Origin of the sequence: Comamonas sp. E6 (assembly GCF_001010305.1) — a bacterium.
GTDB lineage: Bacteria > Pseudomonadota > Gammaproteobacteria > Burkholderiales > Burkholderiaceae_C > Comamonas > Comamonas thiooxydans.
The window spans coordinates 147,233-161,786 of the sequence record NZ_BBXH01000012.1 but is presented as its reverse complement, the minus strand read 5'-3'; the positions used below and the strand labels follow the sequence as shown (position 1 = coordinate 161,786).

General features: G+C 63.3%; 13 protein-coding genes. 9 read left to right on the top strand and 4 right to left on the bottom strand.

Features of this window, described 5'->3' with window-relative positions; genetic code table 11:
- Window positions 1-16: 16 nt before the first annotated feature.
- On the bottom strand, window positions 17-319 hold the full coding sequence (locus CSE6_RS11775; RefSeq protein WP_003068240.1) for an urease subunit gamma: 303 nt from the start codon (window positions 317-319) through the stop codon (window positions 17-19).
- Window positions 320-384: 65 nt separating this feature from the next.
- Here CSE6_RS11775 and CSE6_RS26080 point away from each other — a divergent pair, with 65 nt between their 5' ends.
- From CSE6_RS26080 to urtE, 8 genes are all read left to right on the top strand, one after another.
- On the top strand, window positions 385-615 hold the full coding sequence (locus tag CSE6_RS26080) for a hypothetical protein (RefSeq protein WP_165572077.1): 231 nt from the start codon (window positions 385-387) through the stop codon (window positions 613-615).
- Window positions 566-2,677 (top strand): TonB-dependent receptor, encoded by a 2,112-nt coding sequence (locus CSE6_RS11770; protein WP_238585688.1) that lies wholly within the window; start codon window positions 566-568, stop codon window positions 2,675-2,677. The genes CSE6_RS26080 and CSE6_RS11770 overlap by 50 nt, the downstream gene beginning before the upstream one ends.
- A 15-nt stretch (window positions 2,678-2,692) precedes the next feature.
- Window positions 2,693-3,424 (top strand): DUF4198 domain-containing protein, encoded by a 732-nt coding sequence (locus CSE6_RS11765; RefSeq protein WP_059440607.1) that lies wholly within the window; start codon window positions 2,693-2,695, stop codon window positions 3,422-3,424.
- A gap of 480 nt (window positions 3,425-3,904) precedes the next feature.
- Window positions 3,905-5,173: an urea ABC transporter substrate-binding protein gene (urtA, locus tag CSE6_RS11760; RefSeq protein WP_059440606.1), complete on the top strand. Its 1,269-nt coding sequence runs from the start codon at window positions 3,905-3,907 to the stop codon at window positions 5,171-5,173.
- A gap of 105 nt (window positions 5,174-5,278) precedes the next feature.
- Window positions 5,279-6,892: an urea ABC transporter permease subunit UrtB gene (urtB, locus tag CSE6_RS11755; RefSeq protein ID WP_059440605.1), complete on the top strand. Its 1,614-nt coding sequence runs from the start codon at window positions 5,279-5,281 to the stop codon at window positions 6,890-6,892.
- Between the two features lie 133 nt (window positions 6,893-7,025).
- Window positions 7,026-8,255 carry an urea ABC transporter permease subunit UrtC gene (gene urtC / locus CSE6_RS11750; RefSeq protein WP_059440604.1) on the top strand — a complete coding sequence of 410 codons (1,230 nt, stop codon included), beginning with the start codon at window positions 7,026-7,028 and terminating at the stop codon, window positions 8,253-8,255.
- On the top strand, window positions 8,252-9,127 hold the full coding sequence (gene urtD, locus CSE6_RS11745; protein WP_003060651.1) for an urea ABC transporter ATP-binding protein UrtD: 876 nt from the start codon (window positions 8,252-8,254) through the stop codon (window positions 9,125-9,127). The genes urtC and urtD overlap by 4 nt, the downstream gene beginning before the upstream one ends.
- Before the next feature lie 212 nt (window positions 9,128-9,339).
- Window positions 9,340-10,032: an urea ABC transporter ATP-binding subunit UrtE gene (gene urtE, locus CSE6_RS11740; RefSeq protein ID WP_034373974.1), complete on the top strand. Its 693-nt coding sequence runs from the start codon at window positions 9,340-9,342 to the stop codon at window positions 10,030-10,032.
- Between the two features lie 77 nt (window positions 10,033-10,109).
- Here urtE and CSE6_RS11735 read toward each other — a convergent pair whose 3' ends face one another.
- Window positions 10,110-11,099, bottom strand: coding sequence for a TauD/TfdA family dioxygenase (locus tag CSE6_RS11735; protein ID WP_059440603.1), 990 nt, complete (start codon window positions 11,097-11,099; stop codon window positions 10,110-10,112).
- 27 nt (window positions 11,100-11,126) lie between these two features.
- Complete coding sequence (locus CSE6_RS11730; protein ID WP_238585687.1) at window positions 11,127-12,194, bottom strand: tripartite tricarboxylate transporter substrate binding protein; 1,068 nt, start codon at window positions 12,192-12,194, stop codon at window positions 11,127-11,129.
- Between the two features lie 166 nt (window positions 12,195-12,360).
- On the opposite strand from CSE6_RS11730, the gene CSE6_RS11725 reads away from it, so the two are divergent.
- On the top strand, window positions 12,361-13,191 hold the full coding sequence (locus tag CSE6_RS11725) for an urease accessory protein UreD (protein ID WP_059440601.1): 831 nt from the start codon (window positions 12,361-12,363) through the stop codon (window positions 13,189-13,191).
- Between the two features lie 28 nt (window positions 13,192-13,219).
- Here the strand turns inward: CSE6_RS11725 and CSE6_RS11720 are convergent, their stop codons facing one another.
- Entirely contained in the window at window positions 13,220-14,527 is a 1,308-nt protein-coding gene (locus tag CSE6_RS11720; RefSeq protein ID WP_059440600.1) for a hypothetical protein, read from the bottom strand.
- Window positions 14,528-14,554: the final 27 nt, after the last annotated feature.

The window sequence follows — 14,554 nt, the reverse complement described above, 5'->3', positions numbered from 1 at the left end:
GTCTCTGGACGCTGCTTCAGGCGATGGGCTCATGCACGGTGACCAGCTTGGTGCCATCGGGGAAGGTGGCTTCGATCTGGATGTCGGGAATCATCTCGGGGATGCCCTCCATCACATCGGCGCGGGTCAGCACGCTGCGGCCTTCGCTCATGAGCTGGGCCACGGTCCTGCCATCGCGTGCACCCTCCATCACAAAGGCACTGATCAGCGCCACGGCCTCGGGGTAGTTGAGCTTGAGGCCGCGGGCCATGCGCCGCTCGGCCAGCAGGGCCGCAGTGAAGATCAACAGCTTGTCTTTTTCGCGTGGTGTCAGTTCCATCTTCTTCAATCCCTCAGTCGGCACGCGCATCCGGCAGGGCTGAATGAACGCGAGGAGTCAGTTTCATGCCCTTTTATGTAGCAAGTGCCATGCCAAAGGCCAGTCTTTATTGCCAGCATGCAGGCAAGTCGCCGCAGATGTTTTGCACCTTGTTGGTGCTGTCGGCACGCGGTTATGCACCACGGCGTATCGGCGAGGCAGCGATGGTGCTTTGTGGTGCATTGTCGAGCCGTAGCGGTGCATCGCATGGCACGAACTTTGCTGTTCTGGTGCATGTACAAAGGACCATTGAATAGGGGATGCGCTCAGGACCTGGGGGCCACGGCAAGACTCGGAGTGCTGGCCTTGGGCGGTACGCTGTGGATGGCTTCGGCCGTACAAGCGCAAACAGCCGAGGAAGGCGACAAGGTATTGCCCGAGGTGAGGGTGAATGCCCTGGTCAAAGGCCAGGCGCTGGATGAGTCACAACGCGCGTTTTCCGTCACCGAGTTCAGGCGCGACGAAATTCGCGAGCAACCCAGACAGGAGGTGGAATCGTTGTGGAGCCAGGTACCCGGCATGCATGTCAATCACTACCAGCTCAGCGGTGTGGCCAACGGGCTGGTGCTGCGCGGCTTTGCCGGCGGTGGCCACGGCGGTGATGTGGCGGCCACACTGGATGGCATCCCGCTCAACGAAGCCATGTCGCATGCGGATGGCTATTTCGATCTCAATGTGGTGGTGCCACTGGAGCTGGACAAGGTCAATGTCTATCGCGGTCCCGTGTCGGTGCTGCAGGGCAATTACAACCGCGCAGGGTTGCTGGAGCTGCGCACGCGGCGCAATGGCAGCTATGCGGAGTTCGATGTCAGCGCCGGCTCGCATGGCATGTTCGATGCACAGGCCGCTCTCGGGCGCGAGCTGGAAGGCGGCGATCAGCTCAACCTGGCGACTCAGCATGCACGCGGTGATGGAGCGCGGCCCGCCTCGCGCCATGAGCGCAGCACCATCAGCGGCACCTGGAAGCACCATGTGCATGAAAAGCTCGATATCTCGCTGTCCGGTCGCTGGCACGAGGCGCGTGGCGACTCGCCCGGCTATCTGACCGAAGCGCAGTGGCGGCAGGACCCACAGGGCAAGGACAGCCGCGTGGTGGGTGATGGTGCCAACAAGCACTTTGGCACGCTGCGCCTGGATGCGCAGTACGCACTGGATGCAGATACCCGGCTGCTGGGTTTTGTCTACGGCACGCAGCAGGATTTTGTGCGCTGGTTCACGCGCCCGCGCAGCGCCACCTGGATGCAGCGCGAGGAGCGCTACGACCGCAGCGTGCTGGGAGCGGGGCTGAATCTCAGCGGCAAGTCGCTTCTGGCGGCGCGCGAGCTGAACTGGATGCTGGGCCTGGAGCAGGTGCGCGAGTCCACGGACTATGGCTACTGGGATGGATTGCTGGATCGCCGGCGTACCGGCCCTGCATTGAATGATCGCAATACACGGCTCGACAACACGGCGATCTACGGCCAGGCTGGCTGGCAGCCAACGGCCTGGTTGCAGACCACGGCGGCCCTGCGCTGGGACCACTTTGACGGCCGCTGCAGTCTGCTGGGGGCGGAGACCGGTGGCGATGAATGCAGCAGCATGCAGGGGCGCAGCCATGCCAGCCCCAAGCTGGGCGCACTGGCGCAGCTCAATGCCCGCACGGCCGTGCGTGCCAGCTGGTCGCAAGGCTTTGCACTGCCCAGCGACTTTGCCAAATACGCGCTGCGCAACAGCGACCTGCATGCCAATATCTTTCGCCAGAGCGAGCTGGGCGTGGAGTGGAAGCCATCGGCCCATTGGCTGATCGATGCCTCGCTCTACCGCATCAGCTCCAGCCATGAAATACGCAACACGGCACCCGGCGAGTATGAAAACCTGGGAGCGACCGTACGCAAGGGCGCCGAGCTGCAGCTGCACTGGCTGCCCGGCCGCAACTGGCATTTGGAATGGGCTTATGGCCACAACCGCTCCGAAGTCACGCAGAACGCGAACGCCGCATTGCTGGGTCGGCGTGTAGTGGCCGTGCCCGAGTACACCAGCACCTTGCATGCACGCTGGATGCCGCGCAGCGATGTCACCGTGCATGGATTGCTGCGCCATGTGGGCCGCGCGCCCATCAACACCGGCAATACCGAATGGGCAGGCAGCTATCGCTGGCTGGACCTGGGCCTGCAATACCGCTTGCCCGCGAGCCTGGCGCGCAATGCCAGTCTGAGCCTGTGGCTTCGCAACGCCGCCAATACCCGCTATGCCAGTACCACCACCATGATTGCCGGCCAGCGTCTGGTCGCGCCCGGCGCGCCGCGCAGCGTGCAGCTGGGCTTGCAGTTTTCCTTATGATTTTTCGGAGCTTCCATGTCTGTTTGCAGGACACGTCACCACATCATCGCGCGCATTCTGTGCACCACGGCCGCTGCCTGGCTGCTCTGCGCGCATCCGGCTTCTGCCCATAACGTCTGGCTGGAGCCCGATGCGCAGGGGGGCTATGTCATGCAGTTCGGCGGTCATGACGGCAGGACCGAAGCCTTCGATCCGGCCAAGCTGCAGCGTGTGCACGCCTATGACTTGCGCGGCCGTGAAGTGCCCGCCGCCGTACAGAATGTGCAGGGTGGCATCCGCATCGAGCCGGATGCCGGGGCTGCGCTGATCGCAGTGGAACTCGATAACGGCTATTTCAGCAGTGCCAGGGCTGAGGGCGCAATGCTGCCTCTGCCCATGGATCAGAACCCCGGTGCGGTGCGCGGCGTGCATGCGCGCAAGTTCCACAAGACCGTAGTGCGCTGGGGCGCCGTCATGCAAAAGCCGCTTGGGCAGATGTTCGAGGTGGTGCCGCTTCAGGGGCAGTCTCCCCATGCCGGTCAGCCGCTCAGGCTGCAGGTGTTGCTGCATGGCAAGCCGCAGTCTGGCGTGAGGCTGTCCTGGGGGGAGAACGGCTCTCCCACGATGACGGACGCGCAGGGTCTGGCGATCATGACGCCTGCTGTCGGCAGCAATACGCTGCAGGCCATACTGCGTCAGCCTGTGCAGGGCGACTCCATGACAACCGAGAACAGCTACGAGTATCTGCTGCGCTTTGCCGTGCATTGATGAAGCTGCGTTCCGTCGGCTTTCGCACCGGAGCGCAGATTCTGTAAGGCATCCGCGAGGCGGCGATTTGGCGTGCAGATGAGCAAGCTGCATGTCTATGCAGTGCAGGACGGCAAGGCCAGCAAACAACTCGATCTGCTTTGCTGCAGACCAAGGCCGTTCTCGATCCGTGGACTGGCAAGCTGCGCAGCGCGGCCTTGCCGGCATGCCTGCAGCCGGTCTGAGGCGACAGGCTGTCGTGCACTTCAATAGTGCTGGCTGGTTTGCGCGGTCTGCATCTGGTGCATGCGGCACTGCAATGGTGCCTGCATGTGGCCGATGCTGATCGCACAAAGTTGCATTCGGCCTGTGCTCGGCAAAAAAGCGGCAGCAGCGCCGCCGTATGCAGTGAGCAAGCCATGGCGGGTGGTGCTGGCACGGTAATTGCACTTAAGTTTTTGCGGTCAATGTGACCGAACAAAACCTCCTGGGAGTGCTGAAATGAATCGTCGCGGAACCCTCACAACACTGGCTGCATCTATGGCTCTGGGCCTGGGCTTGACTTCTCAGGTGCTGGCTGCAGACACCATCAAGGTGGGCGTGCTGCACAGTCTCTCGGGAACCATGGCTATCTCCGAGACCGTGCTCAAGGACACGGTGCTGATGGCCATCGACGACATCAATGCCAAGGGCGGCGTGCTCGGCAAAAAGCTCGAGCCCGTGGTGGTGGACCCCGCCTCCAACTGGCCGCTGTTTGCCGAAAAGGCCAAGCAGCTGATCACCCAGGACAAGGTGGCCGTGGTCTTCGGCTGCTGGACCAGCGTGTCGCGCAAGTCCGTGCTGCCGGTGTTCGAGCAGAACAACGGCCTGCTGTTCTACCCCGTGCAGTACGAGGGCGAGGAACTCTCCAAGAACGTCTTCTACACCGGCGCCGCGCCCAACCAGCAGGCGATTCCCGCTGTCGAGTATCTGATGAGCAAGGAAGGCGGCGGTGCCAAGCGCTTTGTGCTGCTGGGCACGGACTATGTGTACCCACGCACCACCAACAAGATTCTGCGTGCCTTCCTCAAGTCCAAGGGCGTGAAGGATTCCGACATCATGGAAACCTACACTCCCTTCGGCCACAGCGACTACCAGACCATCGTGGCCGATGTGAAGAAGTTCTCCACGGGTGGCAAGACCGCCGTGATCTCCACCATCAACGGCGACTCCAACGTGCCCTTCTACAAGGAGCTGGGCAATGCCGGCCTCAAGGCCAAGGACGTGCCGGTGGTGGCCTTCAGCGTGGGTGAGGAAGAGCTGCGCGGCGTGGACACCAAGCCTCTGGTCGGTCACCTGGCGGCATGGAACTACTTCATGAGCGTGAAGAACCCGACCAACACTGCCTTCATCAAGCAGTGGGGCGATTACGCCAAGGCCAAGAACATCGCCGGCCACAAGGACAAGCCACTGACCAACGACCCGATGGAAGCCACCTGGGTCGGCATCCACATGTGGAAGCAGGCTGTGGAAAAAGCCAAGAGCACAGATACCGACAAGGTGATCGCCGCCATGGCCGGCCAGACCTTTACCGCACCCAGCGGCTTCACCCTGAAGATGGACGAGAAGAATCACCATCTGCACAAGCCCGTGATGGTCGGCGAGATCAAGGCAGACGGCCAGTTCAGCGTGGTCTGGAAGACCAAGGGCCCGATCAAGGCCCAGCCTTGGAGCCCGTATATCGAAGGCAACGACAAGAAGAAGGACGAGCCCAACGGCAAGAGCTCCTGATTCGCTCCCTCGGACTGGAGAGGTCTGGTGGGCTCTCCAGTCCTGAAGAGACAGCTGCTTGCGCTTTATTGACAAGGGCTGCAGCGCTAGAAACCTGAAATTCCTATGAACATACTGCGCAAGTCATTGAGGCTGGCATTGGCCGCCGGGCTGGGCTCGTTGCTGAGCTTTGCCAGTCACGCACTGACGACCGAGCAGGCCTATGCCATGGCTGCGGCAGACGACTCCGAGCAGCGCGTGCTGGCGATCAATCAGGCCGTGCTGGCGCCGGATGCACAGACCGACGGCGGTCGCCTGTCGGCCTATCTGGGCGCGCTTGCCAACGATGAAGTGCGCGTGTCTCAGGGCAAGGTCTATGTGATGAGCGGCGACGCGGTCACCGACCCGGTGACCGGCCAGGCCGCCCAACTCCCGGCGGATGCCGAGGAGGTCGTCAGCAACAATTACCTGCGCTCGGTCATCGATACGGCGCAGGCGGCGCTGGCGTTGGGTAGCAGCGATGTGCAGGCGCGCCGCAAGGCTGCCGAGCAACTGGCCTCCGAGCCCGATGCCGGGCGGCTTCCCGTGATCGAAAAAGCGCTGGCCGCTGAACAGGACGGGCAGGTCAGAGCCCTGCTGGAGCGCAGCCAGGCTGCCAGCCTGCTGGGCAGCGACGAGGTGCAGCAGCGTCTGAAGGCGGTGGAGCAGCTGTCGCGCCAGCAGACGCCGGAGACGCAGTTGCTGTTGAATCAGCGCCTGTCCGAAGAGTCCGATCCCGGCGTGCAGAAAGCCATCAAGGCCGCACTGGCCGGCATTGCCGAAGGCCTGGCCTGGGGCGACAGGCTGGGGGCTATCTTCAGCGGCATCAGCCTGGGCTCGGTGCTGTTGCTGGCGGCGCTGGGTCTGGCTATCACTTATGGCCTGATGGGCGTCATCAATATGGCGCACGGCGAGTTGATCATGATCGGTGCCTATGCAACCTATCTGGTGCAGGTCGCATTCCAGCGCTGGCTGCCCGAGGCCTGGTTTGGCTGGTATCTGGTGGTGGCCGTTCCCGTGGCCTTTCTGGCCTCGGCGCTGGTCGGTGCGGTGCTGGAGCGCGGAGTGATCCGCTTTCTCTACGGTCGCCCGCTGGAGACCCTGCTGGCTACCTTCGGCATCAGCCTGGTGCTGCAGCAAACCGTGCGCAGCCTTTTCGGAGCGCAGAACGTGGGTGTGGAAAACCCCGTCTGGATGAGCGGCGGCATTGCGCTGCTGCCCAATCTCACGCTGCCCTGGAATCGCATCGCCATCATCGTCTTTGCGTTCGCCGTGCTGGCGGGCGTGGCCTTCATGATCGCCAGAACGCGGCTGGGCCTGTTCGTGCGCGGCGTGACGCAAAACCGCGCCATGGCTTCCTGTGTGGGCGTCAACACGGCACGCACCGACACCTATGCGTTTGCGCTTGGCTCCGGTATCGCCGGTCTTGCCGGCTGCGCCCTGAGCCAGATCGGCAATGTGGGCCCGGATCTGGGGCAGAACTACATCGTGGACAGTTTCCTGGTGGTGGTGCTGGGCGGTGTGGGGCAGCTGGCGGGCACCGTCTATGCGGCTCTGGGCCTGGGCGTGCTCAGCAAGCTGCTGGAAGGCTGGACCGGGGCAGTGCTGGCCAAGATCGCCGTGCTGCTGTTCATCGTGGTCTTCATTCAAAAGCGTCCGCAAGGCATCTTTGCCTTGAAGGGCCGCAGTGCGGAAACATGAACCCCCTGAGTCGCTCCTTCCCCCTCAAGGGGCACGGCAGTCGCGCTGCGGGGCGGCGCGGCCGGCGTAGGCCCTTGCTCGCTGTTCCTTGCGAAAGCTGGCTTTCTCAAACATTGCGTTCTGGACCGGAGCTATGAGCGTGTCAAATTCTTCATCCCCTGCATCCGCACCACCGCTGGTGCTTCCTGCTCCTGAGTCCTTGCTCAGCGGCAAGGGCTGGACGGCATTTCTGCTGGCCCTGACCATGGTCTGCGCCGTGGCTCCCGCACTCAATCTGTGGGTGCCCGAGGACAGTGCGCTGCACCTGTCCGACTACATGCTGGGCCTGCTGGGCAAGTTCATGTGCTATGCCATCTGCGCACTGGCGATTGACCTGATCTGGGGCTACACCGGCATCCTGAGTCTGGGCCACGGCCTGTTCTTCGCTCTGGGCGGCTATGTGATGGGCATGTACCTGATGCGCGAAGCCGCAGGCCCCGATGCATTGCCTGCCTTCATGGGTTTTCTGGATTGGAAGGAACTGCCCCGGCACTGGGCGCTGTCGGGCAGCTTTGCCGCCACCGTGCTGCTGGTGTTTCTGGTGCCGGGCCTGATCGGCGGGCTGTTCGGCTATTTCGCCTTTCGCTCGCGCATCAAGGGCGTGTATTTCTCCATCATCACCCAGGCCCTGACCTATGCCGCCATGCTGCTGTTCTTTCGCAACGAGACCGGCTTTGGCGGCAACAACGGCTTTACGGGCTTCAAGACCCTGCTGGGGTTTTCCGTCAACTCGCAAGCCATGCATGTGCTGCTGTTCGCGCTGTCGGGTCTGACGCTGCTGGGCTGCTTTCTGTTCTCGCGCTGGCTGATGCGCAGCAAGTACGGCCGCGTGCTGCAGGCGGTGCGCGATGCCGAATCGCGCACCATGTTCTGCGGCTACAACCCGCTGCCCTACAAGCTGTCGATATGGGTCATCTCGGCCATGATGTGCGGCCTGGCGGGAGCGCTCTATGTGCCCCAGGTGGGCATCATCAACCCCAGCGAGATGAGCGTGGGCAACTCCATCGAAATGGCGGTGTGGACGGCCGTGGGCGGACGTGCCTCGCTGGTCGGCCCCATCATCGGCGCGTTTGCCGTCAATGGCGGCAAGAGCTGGCTCACCGTGGCCGCACCCGAATACTGGTTGTACGTGCTGGGTGCGCTGTTCATTGTCGTGACGCTGTTCATGCCGGGAGGTCTGATTCGCCTGCCGCAGCAGCTTCGCCAGTGGCGTGAGAAGCGCAAGGCCCAGGTCAAGGCGCCGTTGAACCAGACTGCAGCCGCAGCTGCCAAAACCGCTGCCGAGCCGGCTTCTGCCGATGCCATCGAAGGAGTGCGCGCATGACCCCCGATCTGATGCAGGAAGGCGAGCAGCGCCTGGCTTCCTACCAGCAGCGCGAAGCCGCGCTGCGCACCGAATCCGGCGGTCGCAATGCCAGTCTGGCGCGCCCCGTGGTGGCCGGCGAAGTGGATGTGACCCACGGCCGCATCCTCTATCTCGAAGACGTGCATGTGAGCTTCGATGGCTTCAAGGCCATCAACGGTCTGAACCTCGATATCGCGCCCGGCGAGCTGCGCTGCATCATCGGTCCCAATGGCGCGGGCAAGACCACGATGATGGACATCATCACCGGCAAGACCCGGCCCGACAGCGGCACGGTGTTCTTCGGCTCCACCATCGATCTGCTGCGCTACAAGGAACCCGAGATCGCCGCCATGGGCATCGGCCGCAAGTTCCAGAAGCCCACGGTGTTCGAGCAGCTCAGCGTGTTCGAGAACCTGGAGCTGGCGCTCAAGACCCACAAGGGCATTGCCTCCTCCATGCTGTTCAAGCTCAGCGGCGCGCAAAAGGACCGCATTGCCGAGGTGCTGCACACCATTCATCTGGCAGGCAGCGTAACGCGCCAAGCCGGGCTGCTCAGTCACGGACAGAAGCAGTGGCTGGAGATCGGCATGCTGCTGGTGCAGGAGCCCAAGCTGCTACTGCTAGACGAGCCTGTGGCCGGCATGACCGACGAGGAAACGGTGCGCACGGCCGAGCTGTTTCTGACGCTCAAGGGCAAGCATTCGCTGATGGTGGTGGAGCACGACATGAGCTTTATCGACACCATCAGCGAGAAGGTCACGGTGCTTTGCGATGGCTCGGTACTGGCCGAGGGAACGCTGGCCGAGGTGCAGGCTGACGAGCGCGTGATCGAGGTGTACCTTGGGAGGTAACCCCCTGAGGCACTTTGCCTGGGCGGCCCCGCGCCTTCCCCTTTTCTCTACGCGCTTCGCGCTAAGGGAGGGGGACGACTGCTTCGGTGCGCGGCGGCGCTTCCTCGCTGTCTCTTTGATTGGGCAGCGCCGGTTTCAAACGTCATGCGCTCCGCAGATAGTCAAATTAGATAGCATGCTTGCGCATGCTGTGTAAGCGTTAGAGGTCGAAAATGCTTAAAGTTCAGAACCTGCATCAGTACTACGGCGGCTCGCACATTCTGCGGGACGTGAATTTCACGGCCGAGATCGGCAAGGTCACGGTGCTGCTGGGCCGCAACGGCGTGGGCAAGACCACCTTGCTCAAAAGCCTGATGGGGCTGGTTCCCATCAGAAGCGGCGGTATTGAATGGCAGGGCCGCGATATCGCGCGCAGGACGCCCTATGAGCGCGCGCGCAGCGGCATCGGCTATGTGCCCCAGGGGCGCGAAATCTTCTCGCGCCTGTCGGTGGAAGACAATCTGCGCATGGGGCTGTCCTATTGTTCGGCAGGCACCCGGATTCCGGGCGAGTTGTACGAGCTGTTCCCCGTGCTCAAGCAGATGCTGCACCGCCGTGGCGGCGATCTCTCGGGCGGGCAGCAGCAGCAGTTGGCCATTGCGCGCGCGCTGGCGCCGCAGCCCAAGATCCTGATCCTGGATGAGCCCACCGAGGGCATACAGCCCAGCATCATCAAGGACATCGGCCGCGTGATCCGCATGCTGGCCAATCGCGGCGACATGGCCATCCTGCTGTGTGAGCAGTACTACGACTTTGCCGAGGAGCTGGCCGACCACTATGTGGTGATGGAGCGCGGCGAGGTGATCGCATCGGGTCCGGGCAGCGAGATGCAGGAGAAGAATGTGCGCTCACTGGTGGCGATTTGAATATCGGGCGAAGAAAAAAAGGTGCCGCAAGCGGCACCTCAAAGCCTCAGGCCATGCCCGGAGGACAACTCATTTCGTCAATACGCTGCGCCGTGCGCGGCCAGCACCGGATTGCCCTGTATGGCAGTGCTGGCGCGGCCGTCCGCGCCCCGGGGCACTTCGCCTACCAGCGTGGTGCGGTAGAGCTGGCGATCGAACTCCAGCGCAAAGATATCCTGTGGTGCCACATGGGCCGTGGAGCGGTTGTCCCAGAAGGCCAGCGAACCGGGTTCCCACTTGAAGCGCACGGTGAACTCGCTGCTGACGGCGTGCTCCCAGAGCAGTTCCAGCAGCACGCGCGATTCGCGGGTGGAGAGTTCCACGATGGACTTGAGAAAGCCGGGGCTGATGTAGAGCACCTTCTCGCCGGTCTCGGGATGAATCGTGACCAGCGGGTGTTCGCTGATCAGGGTGTTGTCGCGCACCAGATCCAGATATTCCTGCGATGCCGTGGCTCCCTGCGGGGCGCTGAAGCGGTGCTCGCCACGCAGGCTCTGCAAAAAGGCCTGCAGCGGTTTGGAGAGCGCTTCGTAGGCAGCGGCCAGATTGGTCCATTGCGTGTCGCCGCCATAGGGCGGAATCGTCACGCCGCGCAGAATCGATGCGGCAGGCGGGTTGTGGGCGGCCGTCACATCGGCATGCCAGCCGGTCCAGGGGCGATGTTCAGCCTGACCGCTGTGGCGGTTGGCCTTGCGGTGCTTGGCAATCGAATACAGCTCGGGAAAGCCTTCGACATGACCGAAGACGGGGTGGCCGGGCGTCAGCTCGCCAAACTGGCGCGAAAAGGCGATCTGCTGCTCATGGCTGAGGTGCTGGTCGCGAAAGAAGATCACCTTCCAGCGCAGCAATGCCGAGCGGATGGTGTGCACTTCGGCGGCGCTCAAGGCCTGCTTCAGATTGACGCCGCTGATCAGCGCGCCGATATGCGCCGACTGCGGCGTGATGCGGATATGCGGAGTGATGTTGCTTGCGGAGCTCAGGCGTTCGTCCAGATGCTGCAGCGGAGCGTGGGGCAGGGGCATGTTCATGGGATTTTTCCTGATGAGAGCGGGGCTTCAACGGGCTTGGGCAATACGGGAGGCGCTGGCCGGCAGCAGGCCCAGCTCGGTGAGAAGCGCATGGCTGCGTTCGACCTGGGCATGCAGTGCGCGAGCCGTGTCCTGCGGGCCGAGGAAGATGGGCTCCCACTGGTTGAGCGCCACAAACTCCTTCCATTCCCGGGTTTCGGAAACCTTGCGCAGTGCATTCACCCAATACGCCTGTTGCGCGGTGCTGGCACCGGGCGCCGTCATCACGCCCTGAAACGAATCGCTGACATAGTCGATCCCCTGCTCCTTCCAGGTGGGCGACTGGGCGAACACGCCTTCAAGCCGCTTGTCGGCCGCAATCGCCAGCACGCGTACACGGCCCGACTGCAGATAAGGCAGCAGGTTCGGCGTGGTGGCCGAAACCACATCGAGATGCCCGCCTGCCAGCGCCACCATGGATTCGGCGGAGGACTTGTAGGGCACGATGCGCAGCTTCTGGATATTCACACCGCCTTGCTGCAAGGGCTGGGCCACGCCCAGATGGATGTGATTGCCCAGTGTGGTGGCAATGCCGATGGAGTATTTCTCGGGGTCCTTGCGCAGCTGGGCGATCAGATCCTGGGCATTGCGCAGCGGCGAATCCGCACGCACGACCACGGTGGTGAACTCGCGCAGCAAGGTCACCAGCGGCGTGCCTTTCTGCAGGTGCGCGGGCAGGGCGTTCTGTGCCAGGCTGTTGCCGTAGCTGGTGCTCAGCGTCATCAGCGTGTGGGCGTCGCCAGGGTGGCGGTGCAGGCTCTCCAGCGCGGCGATCGCATGTGCGCCGGACTTGTTGCTGACCACGAACTGCGGTGCATGGCCATCGCGTGCCAGCAGCTCGGTGAGCTTGCGGGCCGCCAGATCCAGCGCCGCGCCGGCTCCGCTGGGGACAATGAATTCCGTGGACTTGCTGGGCTTCCAGGCCTGTGCTGCTGCGCCGCCGGCTTGCGCGGCAGCAGGGCCAGTTGCCAGCGTGCAGCACAGCACCGCCATCGATGTAAGCCACGGGGCCAGAGTGCGATGCAGGCGTGAATGCGTTACGGTAGCGACCGACATGAAAGCTCCTGAAATCAATCGCCATATGCTTGACAAGCTGGCGTGCGAGAGACTGTAGAAGCGCTGCTGCGATACAACAACGAATGAATTTTCATGAGTTAGTAAGCAAAAGAGCTGAGCTATCCCGGCCTGAACGGCAGGCCTGCTTGAAGAGGCGAGAAAGACAATGACCTGGCATGCGCAACTGGCGCTGAACTATTCCCTGCAGGCCGGCAAGACCTCGGTGCATTTCACGCACGATGGTCCGCTGCGCATCCTCAAAAGTCTTTATCCCGAAGGTCCTGCCATCTGCCACAACGTGCTGGTGCATCCGCCTGGCGGGCTGGTGGGTGGGGATGTACTGGACATTGATGTCCATGTCGCAGAAGGTGCGCATGCGCTGGTCACCACGCCCGGTGCCACGCGCTTTTACAAAAGCAACGGGAAGCAGGCCATGCAGCGCACCCGGCTGCGTCTGGACCCCGGTGCGAGGCTGGAGTGGCTGCCGCTGGAGGCGATTGCCTACAACGCCTGCGATGCCGTCAACCAGCTGGAGTTCGACCTCGCCGAAGACGCGCAACTGCTGACCTGGGATGTGACGGCACTGGGCCTGCCGCTGGCCGCCCAGCCCTATGCCTGCGGCAGGTTCGCACAGCACATCGAATGGCCGGGCCGTTTTCTGGAGCGCGGCGTGATCGATGCACAGGACGAGCTGCTGCTCAACTGCGATCTGGGGCTGGCCGGGCATCGCTGCCTGGGCAGTCTGATCTTTGCCAGCGGCTCAGCCATGGCGCGCCATCAGCGCGAAGCCTTGCTGGAAGGCACGCAGGAGCTGCTTGCCAAGGCTGCTCCGGCGGTGTTGAGCGGTGTCACCGCTCCCAATGAAAACATGCTGGTTCTGCGCTGTGCATCACCTGTGGTGGAGCCTGTGATGATGCTGTGGAAAACCGTGTGGAGTTTTTGGAGAAAAGAACTCTGGGGCCTGCAGGGCGGCACGCCGAGAATCTGGTCCATGTGATCGCTGTTGCACGGGCCCAGGCCCCGTTTCAACGCACCAGCTGTTTTCTGCATCGGGCCAGCTCGGCCTGGGTCCAGTTCAGGCGTTCGCGCAGTTGGGGGCAGGCGGCACCGGCGTTTTGCGGCTCGCGTTCCGTGCAGTGCTCCTCGACCATGGATATCAGGGTGCGCGTGTGGCGGTTCTGCTCCAGGCTGCAGGCGCGCGTACCTGCTTCGGCTCGCGTTCCGCCTTGCGAGCGTGTGCCGGGCGGCACGGCCGTCCAGCCCCGGTTGTGCCAGGGCGAGAAGGAGGCTGACGGCGTGATCTCTATGCCTCTCACGCGTCCTTCCAGGCCGGGAAATGTGGACAGCATGGCGGCTGCAACCAGGGCCGGGTCGCTCATGCGTCCCAGGGCGGTATCGCAGTCCATGACATCGGGATTCAGGCCCGGCGGCAGCAGCCTCAGCACGCCGTAGATGCGGGTGGCATCGGTTTCCAGTTCCTTGACGCTGCGTCCACTGCTGCCCGGCACCAGTCCCATGCCGACCAGTTGGTACTGCGTGTCGCGCAGGGCGGTATCGGGGCCGGTGTGGATCTCGACCTCGCCTGAGGCCCGGCCTGCGAACATGAGCAGCCTGAAGGCATCCGTGGAGAACAGCGCCCGCACCTCCAGATGGCAACGGGCAGGCGGGGCCGGACGCAGCACACTTGACCAGTCCTTGGCAGCGTCGCGGTGGACCAGCATGGCCGTGCGCGGCAGCATCTCCACGGCTATCCGTGCCTTGTCCAGGTTTACGGTGGCCGCCACGCTGGCGTCGATGGAGTCGACCGTGGAAAATTGCGCCAGTGCCTTGAAGCCGGGCTGCATCACGGACAGTCTGTCATTGCCGACCACGCCGCCTGTGGCGATCTCCAGGCGCCCGTCCGCAAAGCGGTAGTAGCTGGGCACTTCGTCGGTCTCGGTATAGCTGCCGTGGCGGGTGGAGACGCGGTAGCGGATCTCGCGCCCGCCCATCTCCATGAAGGGGCGCAGCGTCTCCAGCAGGGCCTGGCGTGTGGCGGCATCGTCCTGGCGCAGTGTGATCTCTACGCGTGTCGAGCCATAGCCCAGCAGCTTGTCGAACGCATGGCGCATGACGGCCTGATTCGGAAAAGTGATGACTGCCCCCACCATGCCCGCCAGGGCCGCGACGCCGCCCAGCACCAGCGGCCAGGTCGAACGCTCGTCAGCGCGAGTGCCAGTCATGGCGCTCCAGATGGCTTGCGCGCCATGGCTCAGCCAGGTGGTGGCCATGAAGGCGATGAGCGCTGCAGTCGGCGCCCACACAAGAATCAGCAGTATTTGCAACAGGCCCATATGGGCAGTGATTCTAGGCAGAAGCCA

Excerpts from the sequence above, each read along its gene's own strand:
- CSE6_RS11775 (WP_003068240.1), bottom strand. The coding sequence starts at position 319 with ATGGAACTGACACCACGCGAAAAAGACAAGCTGTTGATCTTCACTGCG.
- CSE6_RS26080 (WP_165572077.1), top strand. The coding sequence starts at position 385 with ATGCCCTTTTATGTAGCAAGTGCCATGCCAAAGGCCAGTCTTTATTGC.
- CSE6_RS11770 (WP_238585688.1), top strand. The coding sequence starts at position 566 with ATGGCACGAACTTTGCTGTTCTGGTGCATGTACAAAGGACCATTGAAT.
- CSE6_RS11765 (WP_059440607.1), top strand. The coding sequence starts at position 2,693 with ATGTCTGTTTGCAGGACACGTCACCACATCATCGCGCGCATTCTGTGC.
- urtA (WP_059440606.1), top strand. The coding sequence starts at position 3,905 with ATGAATCGTCGCGGAACCCTCACAACACTGGCTGCATCTATGGCTCTG.
- urtB (WP_059440605.1), top strand. The coding sequence starts at position 5,279 with ATGAACATACTGCGCAAGTCATTGAGGCTGGCATTGGCCGCCGGGCTG.
- urtC (WP_059440604.1), top strand. The coding sequence starts at position 7,026 with ATGAGCGTGTCAAATTCTTCATCCCCTGCATCCGCACCACCGCTGGTG.
- urtD (WP_003060651.1), top strand. The coding sequence starts at position 8,252 with ATGACCCCCGATCTGATGCAGGAAGGCGAGCAGCGCCTGGCTTCCTAC.
- urtE (WP_034373974.1), top strand. The coding sequence starts at position 9,340 with ATGCTTAAAGTTCAGAACCTGCATCAGTACTACGGCGGCTCGCACATT.
- CSE6_RS11735 (WP_059440603.1), bottom strand. The coding sequence starts at position 11,099 with ATGAACATGCCCCTGCCCCACGCTCCGCTGCAGCATCTGGACGAACGC.
- CSE6_RS11730 (WP_238585687.1), bottom strand. The coding sequence starts at position 12,194 with ATGTCGGTCGCTACCGTAACGCATTCACGCCTGCATCGCACTCTGGCC.
- CSE6_RS11725 (WP_059440601.1), top strand. The coding sequence starts at position 12,361 with ATGACCTGGCATGCGCAACTGGCGCTGAACTATTCCCTGCAGGCCGGC.
- CSE6_RS11720 (WP_059440600.1), bottom strand. The coding sequence starts at position 14,527 with ATGGGCCTGTTGCAAATACTGCTGATTCTTGTGTGGGCGCCGACTGCA.